This window comes from Arthrobacter sp. 05N428_2 (assembly GCF_056397065.1).
Genome location: NZ_JBFTMR010000012.1, coordinates 75,408 through 91,899, shown reverse-complemented (window position 1 = coordinate 91,899; position 16,492 = coordinate 75,408). Strand labels below are relative to the sequence as shown.

General features: G+C 67.9%; 13 protein-coding genes. 2 read left to right on the top strand and 11 right to left on the bottom strand.

Annotated features, from left to right (window positions below):
• Positions 1–48: 48 nt before the first annotated feature.
• The 10 genes from AC1DGI_RS14030 to AC1DGI_RS13985 all read right to left on the bottom strand — a co-directional run bounded on the left by AC1DGI_RS14030 (position 49) and on the right by AC1DGI_RS13985 (position 12,852).
• Positions 49–303, bottom strand: a complete 255-nt coding sequence (locus AC1DGI_RS14030) for a hypothetical protein (protein ID WP_441399628.1) — start codon at positions 301–303, stop codon at positions 49–51.
• A 101-nt stretch (positions 304–404) separates the two neighbouring features.
• Positions 405–836 (bottom strand): acyl-CoA thioesterase, encoded by a 432-nt coding sequence (locus AC1DGI_RS14025; RefSeq protein ID WP_476899267.1) that lies wholly within the window; start codon positions 834–836, stop codon positions 405–407.
• A 50-nt stretch (positions 837–886) separates the two neighbouring features.
• On the bottom strand, positions 887–2,830 hold the full coding sequence (locus AC1DGI_RS14020; RefSeq protein ID WP_476899288.1) for an ABC transporter ATP-binding protein: 1,944 nt from the start codon (positions 2,828–2,830) through the stop codon (positions 887–889).
• Positions 2,831–2,970: 140 nt separating this feature from the next.
• Positions 2,971–4,704: an ABC transporter ATP-binding protein gene (locus tag AC1DGI_RS14015; RefSeq protein WP_476899266.1), complete on the bottom strand. Its 1,734-nt coding sequence runs from the start codon at positions 4,702–4,704 to the stop codon at positions 2,971–2,973.
• A gap of 207 nt (positions 4,705–4,911) precedes the next feature.
• A complete protein-coding gene (locus AC1DGI_RS14010; protein ID WP_476899287.1) occupies positions 4,912–6,969 on the bottom strand; it encodes an MFS transporter in 2,058 nt (685 codons plus the stop codon).
• A 79-nt stretch (positions 6,970–7,048) separates the two neighbouring features.
• On the bottom strand, positions 7,049–7,531 hold the full coding sequence (locus tag AC1DGI_RS14005) for a MarR family winged helix-turn-helix transcriptional regulator (protein WP_441399624.1): 483 nt from the start codon (positions 7,529–7,531) through the stop codon (positions 7,049–7,051).
• Positions 7,532–7,722: 191 nt separating this feature from the next.
• Complete coding sequence (locus tag AC1DGI_RS14000; protein WP_476899265.1) at positions 7,723–9,387, bottom strand: thiamine pyrophosphate-binding protein; 1,665 nt, start codon at positions 9,385–9,387, stop codon at positions 7,723–7,725.
• Positions 9,384–10,472 carry an agmatinase gene (gene speB, locus AC1DGI_RS13995; RefSeq protein ID WP_476899264.1) on the bottom strand — a complete coding sequence of 363 codons (1,089 nt, stop codon included), beginning with the start codon at positions 10,470–10,472 and terminating at the stop codon, positions 9,384–9,386. The genes AC1DGI_RS14000 and speB overlap by 4 nt, the downstream gene beginning before the upstream one ends.
• Before the next feature lie 150 nt (positions 10,473–10,622).
• Positions 10,623–12,035, bottom strand: a complete 1,413-nt coding sequence (locus tag AC1DGI_RS13990) for an ammonium transporter (RefSeq protein ID WP_476899263.1) — start codon at positions 12,033–12,035, stop codon at positions 10,623–10,625.
• Positions 12,036–12,276: 241 nt separating this feature from the next.
• A complete protein-coding gene (locus AC1DGI_RS13985) occupies positions 12,277–12,852 on the bottom strand; it encodes a helix-turn-helix domain-containing protein (RefSeq protein WP_441403247.1) in 576 nt (191 codons plus the stop codon).
• A gap of 280 nt (positions 12,853–13,132) precedes the next feature.
• On the opposite strand from AC1DGI_RS13985, the gene AC1DGI_RS13980 reads away from it, so the two are divergent.
• Positions 13,133–14,659: a sodium:solute symporter family protein gene (locus AC1DGI_RS13980; RefSeq protein WP_476899262.1), complete on the top strand. Its 1,527-nt coding sequence runs from the start codon at positions 13,133–13,135 to the stop codon at positions 14,657–14,659.
• A gap of 80 nt (positions 14,660–14,739) precedes the next feature.
• Here AC1DGI_RS13980 and AC1DGI_RS13975 read toward each other — a convergent pair whose 3' ends face one another.
• Complete coding sequence (locus AC1DGI_RS13975) at positions 14,740–14,970, bottom strand: hypothetical protein (RefSeq protein ID WP_476899261.1); 231 nt, start codon at positions 14,968–14,970, stop codon at positions 14,740–14,742.
• 301 nt (positions 14,971–15,271) lie between these two features.
• Between AC1DGI_RS13975 and AC1DGI_RS13970 the strand changes: the two genes are divergently transcribed.
• Complete coding sequence (locus AC1DGI_RS13970) at positions 15,272–16,435, top strand: VIT1/CCC1 transporter family protein (RefSeq protein ID WP_441401127.1); 1,164 nt, start codon at positions 15,272–15,274, stop codon at positions 16,433–16,435.
• Positions 16,436–16,492: the final 57 nt, after the last annotated feature.

The following is a 16,492-nucleotide window of genomic DNA, read 5'->3' as shown; positions in this document are numbered from 1 at the left end:
CGGACAGTAGCTTTCCACCGCGCTTCCGGAGGAGCACCGCGGGCCGGGTTATTTGGCGGCCGCGGGGCGCTTGACGCCGAAGGTGAAATAGCTGCCCGGACCGACGAAGTTGATCAGCGTGGCAGCCCGCCACAACGCCTTGCTGCCGCGGATCTCCTCCGCCGGGCGACGTGAAATATCGCGCTGGGCGGCGATCAACAATGAAATTTGAACCACGGCAGCCGTGAGGGTGCCGAACTTCGCCATCGGCGAGAGTTCCTTCCAGGTCTTCTTCCGCGCTTTCATCTTGCTTCGCTTCGCCATGGTCGTGCTCCTAGCTTCCAGTGTTCAGGCCTCCCGGTGCTGGCTCCCCGCGGGGCCCGGGCCAGTTCAGTCTAGGACCGAACCGGCGGCTGAGGTAGGGACTAGTGGGTCTGGCGGGGCGCCGTGAAGGGCGCCAGCTTTGCCTTCTGTTCCGGGGTCAGCCGCAGCACCCGCCCGGTCGCCTCGTCCACGAACGCCAAGTGGCTGCTCGCCCGGACGCAGTCCTCGCCGGTGACGGGATCCTGGACGAGGTAGTGGATATCGAAGCTGGCGCCCTTGACGGCGCCGACCCACAGCTGCACTACGGCGGGAACGTTGCGGTACTCCAGCGTCCGGACGTAGCGAATCTTGTGCTCCACGACGAGCGCCAGGGTGCCGGCCGGGACCTCGTTGAACAGCGCCACCTCGGGCTCGATCCCGGGCAGGCCGGCGCCGCGCGGCGGCCCGAAGGCGGCAATCCGGGCCTCCTCCAGGATCCGGACGAGTTGGACGTTGTTGATGTGGCCGTAGGCGTCCATGTCGCCCCAGCGCATCGGCACCCGCACCTCGAGGCGCCGGGACTCGGGAACGCGGCCGGCGGCGCTCAGTTGTGCACCGCCGTCGACTCATCGGCCGGGTCTTCCGAGAAGGACGTTTCGGCGTCCTCACCGGCGAACTGGGACATATACAGGCGGTAGTAGGCGCCCTGGAGTCCCAGCAGTTCGCCGTGGCGGCCTTGTTCGACGATCCGGCCGGCCTCCATCACGAGGATGGTGTCCGCGTCCCGGATGGTGGAGAGCCGGTGGGCGATCACGAAGCTGGTCCGCTCGGTGCGGAGTGCGGCCATGGCCTTTTGGACCAGGGCCTCGGTCCGGGTGTCCACCGAGCTGGTAGCCTCGTCGAGAATCAGCAGCGAGGGGTTCGCCACGAAGGCGCGGGCGATGGTGATCAGCTGCTTCTCGCCGGCGCTGACATTGTTGCCTTCCTCGTCGATGACCGTGTTGTAGCCATCGGGCAGTGCCCGCACGAAGCGGTCCACGAACGTGGCTTTCGCCGCCGCCATGATCTGCTCCTCGGTGGCGTCCAGCTTGCCGTAACGGATGTTCTCGTAAATCGTGCCGCCGAACAGCCAGGCGTCCTGCAGGACCATGCCCACCTTGGACCGCAGTTCCGCACGGCTGAGCCTGGTGACGTCGACGCCGTCGAGGGTGATGCTGCCGGAATTGAGCTCATAGAAGCGCATCACGAGGTTCACCAGCGTGGTCTTGCCGGCACCGGTCGGCCCGACGATGGCTACGGTGTGCCCGGGCTCGGCGGTGAAGGACAGGTCCTCGATCAGCGGCTTGTCCGGGGAGTAGCTGAAGGTGACGTGCCGGAAGTCGACGTGTCCGTCGGTCTTGGCCGGGAGGTGCTCGGTGGCGGTCTCGGCGTCCTGTTCGTCGGCGTCGAGGAATTCGAACACCCGCTCGGCGGAGGCCACGCCGGACTGCAGCATGTTGGCCATGCCGGCCATCTGGCCCAGCGGCTGGGTGAACTCACGCGAGTACTGGATGAACGCCGTCGCGTCGCCCAGGCTCATGCCGCCCGAGGCCACCCGCAGTCCGCCGACGACGGCGATCCCGACGTAGCTGAGATAGGAGACGAACTGCATGACCGGCATGATCATGCCGGAGACGAACTGGGCGCCGAAGCTGGCCTTGTAGAGCTCCTCGTTCCGCTCGTCGAAGCGTGCCAGCATGTCGGCGTCGCGGCCGAACACGCGGACCAGGTCGTGGCCGGAGAACGATTCCTCGATCTGGCCGTTGAGCGCACCGGTGTTCTTCCACTGCGCGGCGAAGAGCTTCTGGCTGCGCGCGCCGATGATGCCTGCGGCCACGCCGGAGAGCGGCAGCGCGATGAGGGCGATCAGCGCCAGCTGCCAGGACACGATGAACATCATGATCACGATGCCGAGCACGGTCAGGGCGGAGTTCACCAGCTGCGCGAAGGCCTGTTGGAGCGCCTGCTGGATGTTGTCGACGTCGTTGGTGACGCGAGAGAGGATATCGCCGCGCTGGCGGGTGTCGAAGTAGCCCAGCGGGAGCTTGTTGAGCTTCTTCTCGGTGTCGTCGCGCAGCCTGCGGACCACCCGCATGACGAGTACGTTCAGGACGTAGCCCTGCAACCACAGGAAGATGTTGGCGACGAAGTACATCACCAGCACCACGCTGATCAGGAAGGCAAGCTTCTGGAAGTCGATGCCCGTGCCGGGGACGACGTCCATCCGGGCCAGCATGTCGGCGAAGTTGTCATTGCCCTGCGAGCGCAGTCCGGCGATGAACTGATCTTTGGTGGCACCGGCAGGCAGCTGCTTGCCGATCACTCCCCCGAAGATCACGTCCATGGCCTGGCCCAGGATGCGTGGCGCGATCACGTTGAGGACGACGGCGACCGTCACCAGCGCGAGCACGGCGGCGATGCCGGCGCGTTCGGGTTTCAGCAAGCCCATGAGCCGCTTGGCCGAGGGCCAGAAATGCTGGGCTTTCTTCGCCGGCACGGCGCCGAACATCCCGCCGTCGGCCTCGCCCGGGGTGAATTCCTCCTCGGGGAAGTCCCCCTCGGGAGCTTCTACGGGCGCCGAGGCGGGAACCGCGGGCGTCTGGTCCGTTGCCGGGCCCGCGGTTTCGTGGCTGAGCTTTTCGTTGGTGCTCACGCAATTGCCTCCGCGGTCAGCTGGGATTCGACGATTTCCTGGTAGGTACTGGAGCTCGCCAGGAGCTCGTCGTGGGTCCCACGGTCCACGATCCGGCCGTTGTCCAGGACCAGGATCTGGTCCGCGTCCGCGATGGTGGAGACGCGCTGGCCCACGATGATCACCGTGGCGTCGGCGGTTTTGGCCTTGAGCGCCTTCCTGAGCCTGGCGTCGGTGGCGACGTCGAGGGCCGAGAAGGAGTCGTCGAACAGGAAGACCTTGGGCTCGGTGACGAGCGCCCGGGCGATGCAGAGCCGCTGGCGCTGGCCGCCGGAGACGTTGGTGCCGCCCTGCGCGATCCGGGCGCCGAGTCCGTCCTTCTTCTCGGTCACAAAGTCGGCGGCCTGGGCCACGGTGAGGGCGTCCCAGAGTTGGTCGTCGGTGGCTTCGGGTTTGCCGAAGCGCAGGTTGTGCTCGATCGTGCCGGAGAACAGGTACGGCCGTTGCGGCACCATCGCGACGCGCCCGGTGATCTCGGCGCGGTCCAGCTCGGTGACCGGGACACCGTCGAGCAGCACCTCACCCGAGGCGGCGTCAAAGAGCCGCGGCAGCAGGGCTAGCAGCGTGGTCTTGCCGGATCCGGTGGAGCCGATGATCGCCACGGTCTGGCCCGGCTCGGCGGTGAAGCTGATGTCGCTGAGCACCGGCGCCTCGGCGCCAGGGTAGGCGAAGGAGACGTTCCGGAACTCCACCCGGCCGGCTTTGGCGGCGGGGGCGACTGGGGTGAGCGGTTCGTGGATGGAGGGTTCGACGTCGAGCACCTCGCCGATCCGGTCCGCGCAGACCGAGGCGCGCGGGATCATCATCGCCATGAAGGTGCCCATCATGACCGCCATCAGGATCTGCAGCAGGTACTGCAGGAAGGCCGTGAGCGAACCCACCTGCATTTCTCCGGCGTCCACGCGCTGGCCTCCGAACCACAGGACGGCGGCGGTGGACACGTGCAGGATCATGCCGATCGCCGGGAACATCAGCACGAACAAGGAGCCGATCTTCAGCGAGACGTCGGTGAGTTCCTTGTTCGCCGCGCCGAAGCGCTGCGCCTCGTGCGGCTCGCGGACGAAGGCACGGACCACGCGGATGCCGATGATCTGCTCGCGCAGGATGCCGTTGAGACGGTCGATTTTGGCCTGCATGGAGCGGAAGAGCGGCATCAGGCGGACCACGATGTAGCCGACCACGACCACCAGGAGCGGGACGGCGACCCAGACCAGCCAGGACAGGTTGAGGTCCTCGCGGAGGGCCATGACGATGCCGCCGATGCACATGATGGGCGTGGCCACCATGAAGTTCAGCCCCATCAGCATGAGCATCTGGACCTGCTGGACATCGTTGGTGCCGCGGGTGATCAGCGTCGGGGCGCCGAAGACGTTGACGTCCCGGGCGGAGAAGCTGCTGACCTTGCGGAACACGCCCCGGCGCAGGTCCCGGCCGATGGCCATCGCGGCCTTGGAGCCGAAGTAGACGCCCGCGATCGCGGTGACCACCTGGACCAGGGCGACGCCGAGCATGAGCCCGCCGGTGCGCCAGATGTAGTCCGTGTCGCCACGGGAGACACCCTCGTCGATGATCTGGGCGTTGAGGCTGGGCAGGTAGAGGGCCGCGATGGTGGAGGCCAACTGGAAGACGATGACGGCCGCGATATACGGCAGATACGGCTTGGAGTAGCGCCGTATGAGGGTGACAAGCATGCCCACGGGTCCTTAGCAGGGGTTCATGAAACGCAGAAGGAAATATCGCACTAGGCGAATAAAGAAGTAGTAGCAGCTGGGGCCGACAGCCTTAGCCGTCCTACTCTACGAAATCCTTGGCCGGCTGGAAAGCGGCCCCGCAGCTCCCTGGTGGGGAGCCGCGGGGCCGCTTCGGAGTTTGCTTTCGCGGTTTGGCTCGCGGACGGCCTATGCGTCGCGGTGCCGGCCGTGGGTGGCGATGTACTCGGCGGCGGCACGCTGCAGCTTGCGTTCCTTCGCCAGCTGGCGGCGGAGGATGGTCAGCTGGTCGCTGACCCGCGACTGCTCGGCGGCAATCGCGCGCTGTTCGGCAGCCTGCTCATGGACGGCGCGGAGCGCGTCGGCCAACTGGACCTGTTGCTCGGCGAGCAGCCGCTGCGTTTCCAGCAGCAAGGGGACGACGTCGGTGTGGTCGGCCCGCGCCTCGGCTACCAGCGTCCGGGCCCGGAGACGGGCGCCTTCACGCTCGGCCCTGGCCTCGCCGCCGTTTTGGGTGTTCTCCCGGTCATCCAGGCTCCCCCGGTCCAGCCGGGCGGCTTCCGGGAAATGGGACCCGTTGGCCCGCTGCCGGGTGAGGACCTCGAGGAATTCGCGGTCCAGGTCGACGATGCCGGTGGCGGGAGCGCCGGAACCCGGGGCGTGGCCGGAGGCGGCGACGGCGTGGGCGGCTGCCCCGGCGTCGACGTCGGCTCCGGACCCGGTGACGGCCGCGGACGCGGACGTCTCCGGCTGGAGGTCAACCGTGCGCCGCAGCGGCTTTTCCTTGATGAACAGCACCGCAACCAGGGCCACGATGCCGACGATCGCCGAAATCATGAAGATTTCCGCCGTCGCGTCGCCATAGGCTGCGCGCATGATGTCCCGGATCTGCGGAGGCAGGTCCTTGAGGTCCATGCTGCCGCCGCCCGAGCCGCCCGTAACGGGAATGCCTGCCTTGGCCAGGCCCTGGGTGGCAAGTTCCTTGACCCGGTTGCCCAGGACGGCGCCCAGCACCGAGACGCCGATGGCGCCGCCGACGGAGCGGAAGAACGCCACCGAGGCACTGGCGGTACCGATGTCCGTGGCGCGGACGGTGTTCTGCACGGCCAACACAAGGTTCTGCATCAGCAGGCCCAGGCCCAGGCCCAGCACGGCGGTGTAGAGACCGGTCAGCCACAGTTCGGTGGTGTGGTCGATGGTCCCGGCGAGGCCGAGGCCGCCGATCAACAGGATGGAGCCGGCAATCAGGTAGCGCTTCCACTTGCCCGTGCGGCTGATCAGCTGGCCGGACAGCACCGAGCCGATCAGGTTGCCGGCGATCATGGGCAGTGTCAGCAGGCCCGCTTCGGTGGGAGTTGCGCCGCGGGCCACCTGGAAGTACTGGCCGAGGAAGGCGGAGGAACCGAACATGGCGACACCCACGGCCACCGAGGCCAGGATGGAGAGCGCGGTGGTGCGCTCCGAGATGATCTTGAGCGGGATGATGGGCTGGGACACGCGGGATTCGACGACCACCAGCAGGGCCAGCAGGACGATACCGCCGCCGACCATCGCGACCGTCTGCCAGGACCACCAGTCGTAGTAGTCCGGGTTGCCGGCGAAGGAAACCCAGATCAGCAGCAGGCTGACGCCGGATGTCAGGAGCACGGAACCCAGCCAGTCGATCTTGGCCGGACGCTTGATGTGCGGCAGCTTCAGGGTGACCTGGAGGAGGATGAGGGCGACGATTGCCAGCGGCACGCAGACGAAGAAGGTCCAGCGCCAGCCAAGCGGGCTGTCGACGATGAAGCCGCCGAGGAGCGGGCCGCCGGCGGTGCCGACGGCCATCACGGCGCCCAAGTAGCCGGAGTACTTGCCGCGGTCACGCGGCGGGATCATCGATCCCATGATCGCCTGGGCCAGTGCCGTGAGGCCGCCCATCGCGATGCCCTGGATGACGCGGGCCGTGAGCAGGAACGGGATGGTCTGCGAAAAACCGGCCATCACGGAGCCCGCGACGAAGATCACGATGCTCAACTGCACGAGGAACTTCTTGTCGAACAGGTCCGCGAGCTTGCCCCAGATCGGGGTGGTGGCGGCGTTGGCCAGCAGCGCGGCCGTGATCACCCAGGCGAAGTCAGTCTGGGTGCCCTTGAGCTCCGACATGATGGTCGGCAGCGCGTTGGCCACGATGGTGCTGCTGATGATGGCCGTGAAGAATGCGGCCAGCAGACCGGTCAGCGCTTCCATGATCTGGCGGTGGCTCATGGCCACCTGTGGTGCCGGGTGCGAGTGTGGGGTGGGCGCCGGGGACGGCCCGGCGGCGGCAGCGTGGCTGGCCATAGAATTACTCCTCAACAAAGTTGGACGTATTGGTGGATCCGGCCGTCTTTGCCCGGGCTGAACTCCGTAGGGATTCAGCTAGTTTTTTCAGGGTCTGCGCGGTCTCCTCGACGTCGTCCTCGCTCCAGTCGAGCAGGGCACCCTGCAGGGTGGCGGCGCGCTGCGCCTCGATGGAGCGGAGCTTGTCCGCCCCGGACGGGGAGAGCGCGATCAGCTGGGCCCGGCCGTCGACCGGATCCGGCCGGCGCACCACATAGCCCTGTCCCGCCAGCTCCGCGAGGTGCCGGCTCAGCACGGGTGCGCTGACGCCGAGCCGTTCCGCAAGCTGCGTGGCCCGGGTTTCGCCCTCCCCCACAAACCGCAGCACGCCCTGCAGCGCCACGCCAGTGTCGTCGCGGAGGTTTGCCGCCGCAACGCACCGGACGGCACGCTGGAGATCGAAGATTTGGTTGACCAGCTGAGCTGCAGCGGTCGATGCGACTGTCATGTTCTGACGCCCCTTTATTGTTTGCCCTAAGCAACAATACCGGAAATTGATTACTTTGGGAAACTAAGCACGTTCCTCGGGGCACGAACACGTCAGGTCCCGCATCCGGGCGGATGCGGGACCTGACGTGCCGGTTCGCGCCGCTGGCGCGTGCACTTGTTCGGGACGGACGCTTGATTCGGTTGGGGTGCTTAGACGTCGAGGTGCGTCGGGGCGAACATCTTCAGCAGCGTTTCGACGACGACGACGTTCGGGCCGTCCGCGGCGAAGGCCGCCTTCAGCGCCTCCCCCACGCCCTCGGGGGGCACCCGGACGGCAGGGACGCCGAAGGCCTCCGCCAGCTTCACGAAGTCGGGGCGGGCAAGCTCGGTGGCCGTGGCCTGGCCGAACGCGCCCACCATGTACTCGCGCAGGATGCCGTACCCGCCGTCGTCGACGATCAGCCAGGTGACCGGGACGTTGTGCTGCTTCGCGGTGGCGAGCTCCGAGATCGAGTACATGGCCGAGCCGTCGCCGGACACGGCCAGTACCCGCGCCGAACCGCCCTGCCGTCCGGTGGTCTCCAATCCCACGGCGCCGCCGATCGCGGCCGGGAATCCGAAGCCCAGGCCGCCCGCGCCCTGGGCGGAATGGAACTGGCCCTCGCGGGCGTCCCAGCAGCTCCAGGCCCAGTACGCGGAGATCGTCATGTCCCAGAACGTCTGCATCTGGGCGGGGACGGCCTCGCGGATGTCGGCCATAAACGCCAGTTCCTTGCCGAGGTCCTGGGATTCCAGCCGGGCCCTGACCTTGGCCAGGGTGTCCTTGACCAGGGCCTCCGGCGAGCGTCCGTGCCAGTCCGCTCGTTCGCCGTGCGGTTCCGTCAGGGCTTCGTCGAGGGCGGCGAGCGCCTGGCCGGCGTCGGCCCGGATGCCCAGCCCCGGACGGTTGGACTCGAGCACGCGCGGTTCGGCGTCGATCTGGATGATCCGGCCGCGGGGTTCGAAGGTGAAGTAGTTGGACGTGACTTCGCCCAGCGAAGAGCCGATGACGATCAGCACGTCGGCGTCCTCAAGCAGCTCGGTGGTGTGCTGGTCTTCGATCCAGGACTGGAGCGACAATTCATGGTTCCAGGGGAACGCACCGTTGCCACCGGGGGTGCAGATGACCGGCGCGCGCAGCTTTTCCGCGATGGACAGCAGCGACTTCTCGGCGCGGCCGCGGCGGGTGCCCCCGCCGGCGATGATGGCGGGGCGCTTCGCCTCCGAGAGCCACGTCACGGCTTCGCGGACCAGTTCCACCCGGGGCGGGTTGTCCGCGGCTTCAGCGAGCGCGTCCTCCACCGGCGGCACCATGATGGGATCCAGCAGGACGTTTTGCGGGATTTCCAGCCACACCGGACCCTGCGGCGAGGAGATCGCCTCGGTCCAGGCGTCCTGGATCGCGGACGGGATCCCGGAGGCGTGCTGGATCAGCCGCTGACTCTTGGTCACGTTGGCGGCCGAGGCCTTCTGGTCGTCGAGCTGGTGCAGCATGCCCTTGCGGCGGGCGCCGAGTCCTTCCAGCGGGATCTGGCTGGCCACAACCACCATGGGAACCCCGGTGGCATAGGCCTCCTGCAGCCCGGCCAGGGAGGTCAGCGCGCCGGGCCCGGTGGACAGGAAGAGGACGCCGACTTCGCCGGTGGCACGCGAGTACCCGTCCGCGGCGAAGGCCGAGTTGTTCTCCACCCGCGAGGAGACGAAGTGCAGCTTGCCGCGGCCCATCGCGTCGAAGAGGCCCAGGGCGTGCTGGCCCGGGATGCCGAAGACGGTTTTGGCGCCGAGTGCCTCGAGGGTCTCGACGACGAGGTCGCCGCCGTTGCGCACGCCGGTCACTGGGAGACCGCGCTCTCGACGGGCCGGGCAGCCGGAGCGGCGAAGCCGGCCGGCCGGCGGGTTTCCCGGCCGAGGGCCTGCGCCTCGTAGCCGCTGGGCGCTCCCGCCCGGTCGCCGTCGACGGCTCGGTCCGCCATCAGGGTGACGAGTTCGTAGGCGACGTGGCTGGCGGCAACGCCGGTGATGTCGGCGTGGTCGTAGGCGGGGGCGACCTCGACGACGTCGGCCCCCACCAGGTTCATGCCGCGGAGGCCGCGGATGATTTCGAGCAGTTCGCGGCTGGTTATACCGCCGGCCTCCGGGGTTCCGGTGCCCGGCGCATGGGCGGGGTCCAGCACGTCGATGTCGACCGAGATGTAGAGCGGGCGGTTGCCGATCCGGTCGCGGACCTTGGCGACGGTTTCCAGCACGCCCTGGTAGTAGACGTCGGCGGAGGTGACGATGCCGAAGCCGAAGCGGTGGTCGTCGTCGAGGTCTTTCTTGCCGTAAAGCGGGCCGCGGGTGCCGATGTGGCTGATTGCCTCGGTGTCCAGGATGCCTTCCTCGACCGCACGGCGGAACGGGGTGCCGTGGGTGTATTCGGCACCGAAGTAGGTGTCCCAGGTGTCCAGGTGCGCGTCGAAGTGAAGCATCGCGACGGGCTGGCCGGCGCGTTCGGCCGCGGCGCGCAGCAGGGGCAGCGCAATGGTGTGGTCGCCGCCCAGGGTCAGCAGCTTGCTGCCGGCCGCTGTCAGGTCCAGCGCGTTCTGCTGGATGGTTTCGATGGCCTCGTGGATGTTGAACGGGTTGACGGCCATGTCTCCGGCATCGGCGACCTGGATGTTCTCGAAGGGGCTGACGTCCCAGGCCGGGTTATAGGGGCGCAGCAGCCGGCTGGCTTCCCGGACGTGGTTGGAGCCGAAGCGTGCGCCGGGCCGGTAGGAGACGCCCGAGTCGAAGGGCACCCCGACGACCGTGACGTCCGCCTGGGCCACCTGGTCCACCCGCGGCAGCCGGGCAAAGGTGGCGGCGCCGGCGTAGCGCGGGATACGGGAGGAATCGATGGGGCCGAGGTTGCCGTTGGCTTCGATGCGCAGCTCTTCCACGAGAGGCGTCTCCTTCGGGGGTCGTCAGGCGGGTGTGACTGCCATCATACACTCGAAGTTTTGCAATGCGCATCAAATGTTTACCGGTCCAGCGGGATTCTGCGTGGCTGCGCCGCGGCGGGCGCCGCAGGTGGGCGCCCGCCGCGAGCCTCATCTCGAGGCCCGGCCTGCTACCGGTTCGCTGGCGACCGGGCTTTCCATCCGGGCGCCGTCGGCTTCCGCCGAAGCAAACGCGGCGTGCGGTTCCCCCGGATTGAAGCTGCCGCCGACCATCAGGAGCTCGTACGCGGTCTCCGCATGTTCGGTCACGTCGATGCCGGAGTGCTCGTCCGCCTCGGACACCCGCATGCCTATGGTCTTGTGGATCGCGAAGCCGATCAGGGTGGTCATCACGGCGCTCCAGACGGTGACGATGAGCGCGGTGAGCAGCTGCGGCCAGAACTGGGACAGGCCGCCGCCGTGGAACAGTCCGCCCTCCGTCTTGGCGGACGGGAGTGCGAAGAATCCCAGCGACAGCGTCCCCCACAGTCCGCCAACAAAGTGCACGGCGACGACGTCGAGGGAGTCATCCAAGCCGATCTTGAACTTCAGCCCGACGGCCAGCGCACAGACCACGCCCGCAATGACGCCGATCGCGATGGCGCCGACGGGATCGACGAAGCCGCACGCGGGGGTGACGGCGACCAGCCCCGCCACGGCACCCGAGGCAGCGCCCAGGGAAGTGGCGTGCCCGTCTCGGAGCCGTTCCACGAGCAGCCAGCCGAGCAGCGCAGCACTGGTTGCCAGCAGCGTGTTGGTCCAGGCCAGGCCCGCTGTGGCGTCCGCCGCGAGCTCGGAGCCGGCGTTGAACCCGAACCAGCCGAACCACAGCAGCCCGGCGCCGAGCATCACGAACGGCAGGTTGTGCGGGCGGATGTTCGGATCCTTCATGAAGCCAAGCCGCTTGCCCAGGATCACGGCGAGCATCAGGCCGGCCATGCCGGCGTTCATATGTACGACGGTTCCGCCGGCGAAGTCGAGGGCGGAGATTTTGCTCCCGATGATCCCGGTCGGGCCGAAGAGTCCGCCGCCCCAGACCCAGTGGGCGATCGGCGCGTAGACCAGCGTGACCCACAAGGCTGCAAACAGCAGCCAAGGGCCGAACCGGACGCGCTCGGCGACGGCGCCGCTGATCAGCGCCACGGTGATGATGGCAAAGGTCGCCTGGAAGCCGATGAACACCATGTCCGGCAGCCCGGCGGCCTTGCTGCCGATACTGCTGGTCAGTCCGCTCAGGCCGAAGTTGGCGAACGGGTCGCCGATGAAGCCGTTGAGCGAGTCGGGGCCGAACGCCATGCCGTAGCCCCAGAGGGCCCAGACCACGGCAACGACCCCCATGGCGCCGAAGCTCATCATCATGATGTTCAGGACCGATTTCATCCGCACCAGTCCGCCGTAGAAGAAGGCGAGACCGGGGGTCATCAAAAGGACGAGGGCGGATGCTGCCAGCATCCACGCCGTCGCGCCAGGATCGAGCACCTGGGGATCTACATCCATCGATACTGCAAGCACAGAGAAGTTCATTGCCGGAGCCTTCCTCGAATGCCGGCGCTCCAAAGGCGCCGGAACGGCGAGACCATTTGGACGGCGTATGCCTGCAGCGAGTCGCACGCCTCCCGCAATCGACGCTACCGAGGGGATGTTTCCGCAAGGCATTTCCATTTTTTCGCGGAGGTTACACGGGAGGCACGAACGTAAATTCGTTGTTTCCACCATGTAACGGGCAGATGTCCGACGGCGCCGCGGCGCCGGGGAGCTAGCGGAGCTAGCGGCTCGCGGCGGGAACCAGTACCCAGAGCACCTCGACCGGGCTGTCGGTCGGGTTGACCCAGGTGTGCGGCTCGCGGCCGGGGAAGGTCACGGTATCGCCGGTTTCCAGCTCGAATTCCTCATTGGTAAGGACCAGCCGGATGCTGCCCTTGACCACGTGCAGCACATCGACGTCGCAGTCGACGGCGTACAGCTCGGACTCGCCGCGGCCACGGGGCTCGATCACGGCCTGGATGATCTGGACCCGACGCTCGGAGCGTGCGGTCAGCAGGCGCTCGACGATCCCTTCCCCGCCGAGCGAAATCCGGGGACCTTCGCCGGCCTTCGTGAGGTGCGTTTCCGGCGCGGCAAACAGGTCGCCGATCGAGATGGAGAGGACCTGGCACAGTGTGACCAACGAGCTCACGGAGGGCGAGGTCAGGTCCCGCTCAACCCGGCTCAGGAAGCCCTTGGTCAGGCCGGTGGCGTCCGCGACCTGTTCGATGGTGAGCCGCTGCGACTGCCGGGCGGCACGGATCCTGGACCCGATGGCAACCGGAACGTTGCTCGGTTCTACGGGTAGAGCCTTCATTAGGGAACCTTTCACGGCCGGCCGCGCGGCACCAGCATTGGAGCCAATCCTAATCGGAGATGAACGCCCGGAGGCCCGAAGGGACACGCCGCCGGCAGACCTTGACTGTTACCGGCGTCACAACCTACTCTTTGGCAACAAGTGTTGCCTCCTAGGCAATACCGCGGGCGGGTCAACCGAGACCTCCCGCACTTTCCCGCCAAGAAGTAGTGACAACCGACCGCAGCGTTGCGAGCCGGCCGAGCAGCGCTGCTTCCGAACAGCTCCAAAGGAGCCCTCAATGGACGCAAGTTTTGTCAACATCGCCATCGTGGTGGTGTATCTGGTCGCCATGCTGGCGTTCGGCTGGTGGGGCAAGTCCCGCACCAAGAACAACAGCGACTTCCTCGTGGCCGGCCGCCGCCTCGGCCCGTTCCTGTATACCGGGACCATGGCCGCCGTCGTCCTGGGCGGCGCGTCGACGGTGGGCGGTGTGGGGCTCGGCTACAAGTTCGGCATCTCCGGCATGTGGCTCGTGGTCGCGATCGGCGCTGGCGTGCTGCTGCTCAGCCTGCTCTTCGCCAGCACCATCCAGAAGCTGAAGATCTACACCGTCTCCCAGATGCTGAGCCTGCGCTACGGCAGCCGGGCCACGCAGACCTCGGGCATCGTCATGCTCGCCTACACCCTGATGCTTTGCGCCACGTCCACCGGCGCCTACGCCACCATCTTCGTAGTCCTCTTCGGCTGGGACCGCGCGCTGGCCATCGCCATCGGCGGCGCCATCGTGCTGGTCTACTCGACCATCGGCGGCATGTGGTCGATCACCCTGGCCGACCAGGTCCAGTTCGTGATCAAGACGGTGGGCATCTTCCTGCTCATGCTGCCCCTGACGCTCAACGCCGCCGGGGGCCTCGACGGCATCCGCAGCCGAGTCGACGCGAGCTTCTTCCAGATCGACGGCATCGGGATCCAGACGATCATTACCTACTTCGTCGTCTACACCCTCGGCCTGCTCATCGGCCAGGACATCTGGCAGCGCGTGTTCACTGCCAAGACCCCCACGGTTGCGCGCTGGGGTGGCGCCACCGCGGGCGTCTACTGCATTCTGTACGGCGCCGCCGGCGCCCTGATCGGCCTCGGCGCCCGCGTCGCCCTGCCGAACATCGACGTCAAGGCCCTTGGCAAGGACGTTGTCTACGCCGAGGTCGCCACCAACCTGCTGCCCATCGGGATCGGCGGCCTGGTGCTCGCCGCGGCCGTCGCCGCCATGATGTCTACCGCGTCCGGCGCTCTGATTGCGGCCGCCACCGTGGCCCGCGCCGACGTCCTGCCCTTCGTGGCCGGCTGGTTCGGCAAGAACATCAACACCGAGGACACCGAGAACCCGGAGCACGACGTCAAGGCGAACCGGCTGTGGGTCCTGGGCCTCGGCGTCGTGGCCATCGTGATCGCCATCATCACCAAGGACGTCGTGGCCGCGCTGACCATCGCCTACGACATCCTCGTCGGCGGCTTGCTCGTCGCCATCCTCGGCGGACTGGTCTGGAGGCGCGGCACCGGTGGGGCCGCGGCCGCCTCGATGGCCGTCGGCTCGGTCATCACCCTCGGCACCATGATCGTGCTGGAAATCAACGCCGAAGTCCCGCTTGACGGCGTCTACGCGAACGAACCGATCTACTACGGGCTGTTGGCCTCCGCGCTGGTCTACGTGGCAGTGTCACTGTTGACCAAGCCGACGGATCCTGCCGTGATGAAGAACTGGCACGAGCGCGTGGCGGGCCGCACCGACCACGAAGAAGCACCGGTGCCGGTCCTGAGCCGCTAAGCCGGCAAACGCACGACGGCGGCGCCTCCCCCCGGGGGAGGCGCCGCCGTCGTGGTGTTCGGGCCGCGCAAAGCCGCAGCCTATTCCTCTTCGGGTTCGCGGAATTCATCCGCGTCCAGGGGCACGACCGGCTGCTCGTCACCCAGGAAATCCTCCGCATCCAAGGGAACGAGCCGGTCGGCTTCTTCCAGCACCTCCTCGTCCCCGCTTTCGGCGTCGCCAACCGGGGCATCCTCTGCGAAGTCGTAGGCGGGGTCCGACTCCACGGAGTCCCTGCCCGGCTGGTCGGCCTTTGATCCGGTGTTGTCCATGGTGCAACCTCCGTGCGCTCGCGCTGCGGCAGACTGTTGCGAACCGCCCGGACCCAGTGCCGGCGTCCGGGAACAGCCGGGCGGACCTGCCGGAGAACCCGCCCTGGCCCTAATTCGAACACCGCCCGCGGCAGGGGGTCAAGGGCCCTTTCGGCCGGCCGGGGCGGGCCGCAGCGCACACCGCTTTTACGGCCTGCCTAAACTTTCTGCTGAGGATTGCCAGCCGAAAAACCGCGGATTTACGCGGTACGCTGGAGTCGCAATGGGGCCGGTTCATGCCCCATCAAGCCCAGGAGTTTTTGTGTCCCAGCACGCCCAGTTCGACCCCACCCATCGTGACCAGGCCTCCGGCGCGAAGGCCGGCGCAGGGTCTCCCGCCGACTTCCCCGCGACGGCCGCCGACATCAAGCGCTGGCGGCAGTATCTCGCCGACGAACGGGCCGAGGCCAGCGTCTACCGCGACCTCGCGCAGAACCGCAGCGGCGAGGAACGCGACATCCTGCTGGCCCTGGCCGACGCCGAAGGACGCCATGAGGCGCACTGGCTGCAGCTGCTCGGCGAGCGGGCCGGCAGGCCGCGGCCCGCCTCGCTCCGAAGCCAGCTGCTCGGCTTCCTGGCCCGGCACTTCGGCTCCGTCTTTGTCTTGGCCCTGGCCCAGCGCGCGGAGAGCCGCTCGCCCTACGCCAACGACCCCTCCGCCACCCCGGCGATGGTCGCCGACGAGCAGATCCACGAGGAAGTGGTCCGGGGGCTCGCGACCCGGGGCCGCAACCGGCTCGCCGGAAGTTTCCGCGCCGCCGTGTTCGGCGCCAACGATGGCCTGGTCAGCAATCTCTCCCTCGTGATGGGCATGGCCGCCTCCGGGGTCGGCAGCTCGGTGGTGCTGCTCAGCGGCGTGGCCGGTCTGCTGGCCGGGGCGCTGTCGATGGGTGCCGGCGAGTTCATTTCCGTGCGGTCCCAGCGGGAATTGCTGGCGGCGACCCGTCCCACCCAGATCACGCTCGCGGCCGCGCCGCTGCTGGACATCGAACACAATGAACTCCTGCTCGTCTACCTGGCCCGGGGCATGTCGCGCGAGGCCGCCGAGCACCGCGTCGCGGAGCGGATGGGGCTGCTGGACTGCGACTGCGACCCGAGCCTGTCCCTGCGTCCGGAGCTACCCGAAGCGGAGGACCAGCACGAGGCCGTCGGCACCGCGTGGAGTGCGGCGGCGTCGAGCTTCTGCTTCTTTGCCTCCGGCGCGATCGTGCCGATCATCCCCTTCCTGCTCGGGATGACCGGATTCACCGCGCTGGCGGTCGCCGCCGCCCTGGTGGGGATCGCGCTGCTGCTGACCGGCGGCGTCGTCGGCCTGCTCTCCGGCACCTCCCCCGCCAGCCGTGCGTTCCGCCAACTCGCCATCGGCATCGGCGCCGCCGCCGTGACCTATCTGCTCGGCCTGGCGTTCGGCGCGGTGGTCGGCTAGTGCACGATCCCGGGCTCCGGGACCGTAAGGGGCGGCGCAGCCGGGGCCGCCGCCCCT

What these genes read in the sequence shown, in the direction of transcription:
- AC1DGI_RS14030 (WP_441399628.1), bottom strand. Translation starts at nt 303, where the DNA reads ATGGCGAAGCGAAGCAAGATGAAAGCGCGGAAGAAGACCTGGAAGGAA.
- AC1DGI_RS14025 (WP_476899267.1), bottom strand. Translation starts at nt 836, where the DNA reads ATGCGCTGGGGCGACATGGACGCCTACGGCCACATCAACAACGTCCAA.
- AC1DGI_RS14020 (WP_476899288.1), bottom strand. Translation starts at nt 2,830, where the DNA reads ATGTTCGGCGCCGTGCCGGCGAAGAAAGCCCAGCATTTCTGGCCCTCG.
- AC1DGI_RS14015 (WP_476899266.1), bottom strand. Translation starts at nt 4,704, where the DNA reads ATGCTTGTCACCCTCATACGGCGCTACTCCAAGCCGTATCTGCCGTAT.
- AC1DGI_RS14010 (WP_476899287.1), bottom strand. Translation starts at nt 6,969, where the DNA reads ATGAGCCACCGCCAGATCATGGAAGCGCTGACCGGTCTGCTGGCCGCA.
- AC1DGI_RS14005 (WP_441399624.1), bottom strand. Translation starts at nt 7,531, where the DNA reads ATGACAGTCGCATCGACCGCTGCAGCTCAGCTGGTCAACCAAATCTTC.
- AC1DGI_RS13990 (WP_476899263.1), bottom strand. Translation starts at nt 12,035, where the DNA reads ATGAACTTCTCTGTGCTTGCAGTATCGATGGATGTAGATCCCCAGGTG.
- AC1DGI_RS13985 (WP_441403247.1), bottom strand. Translation starts at nt 12,852, where the DNA reads ATGAAGGCTCTACCCGTAGAACCGAGCAACGTTCCGGTTGCCATCGGG.
- AC1DGI_RS13980 (WP_476899262.1), top strand. Translation starts at nt 13,133, where the DNA reads ATGGACGCAAGTTTTGTCAACATCGCCATCGTGGTGGTGTATCTGGTC.
- AC1DGI_RS13975 (WP_476899261.1), bottom strand. Translation starts at nt 14,970, where the DNA reads ATGGACAACACCGGATCAAAGGCCGACCAGCCGGGCAGGGACTCCGTG.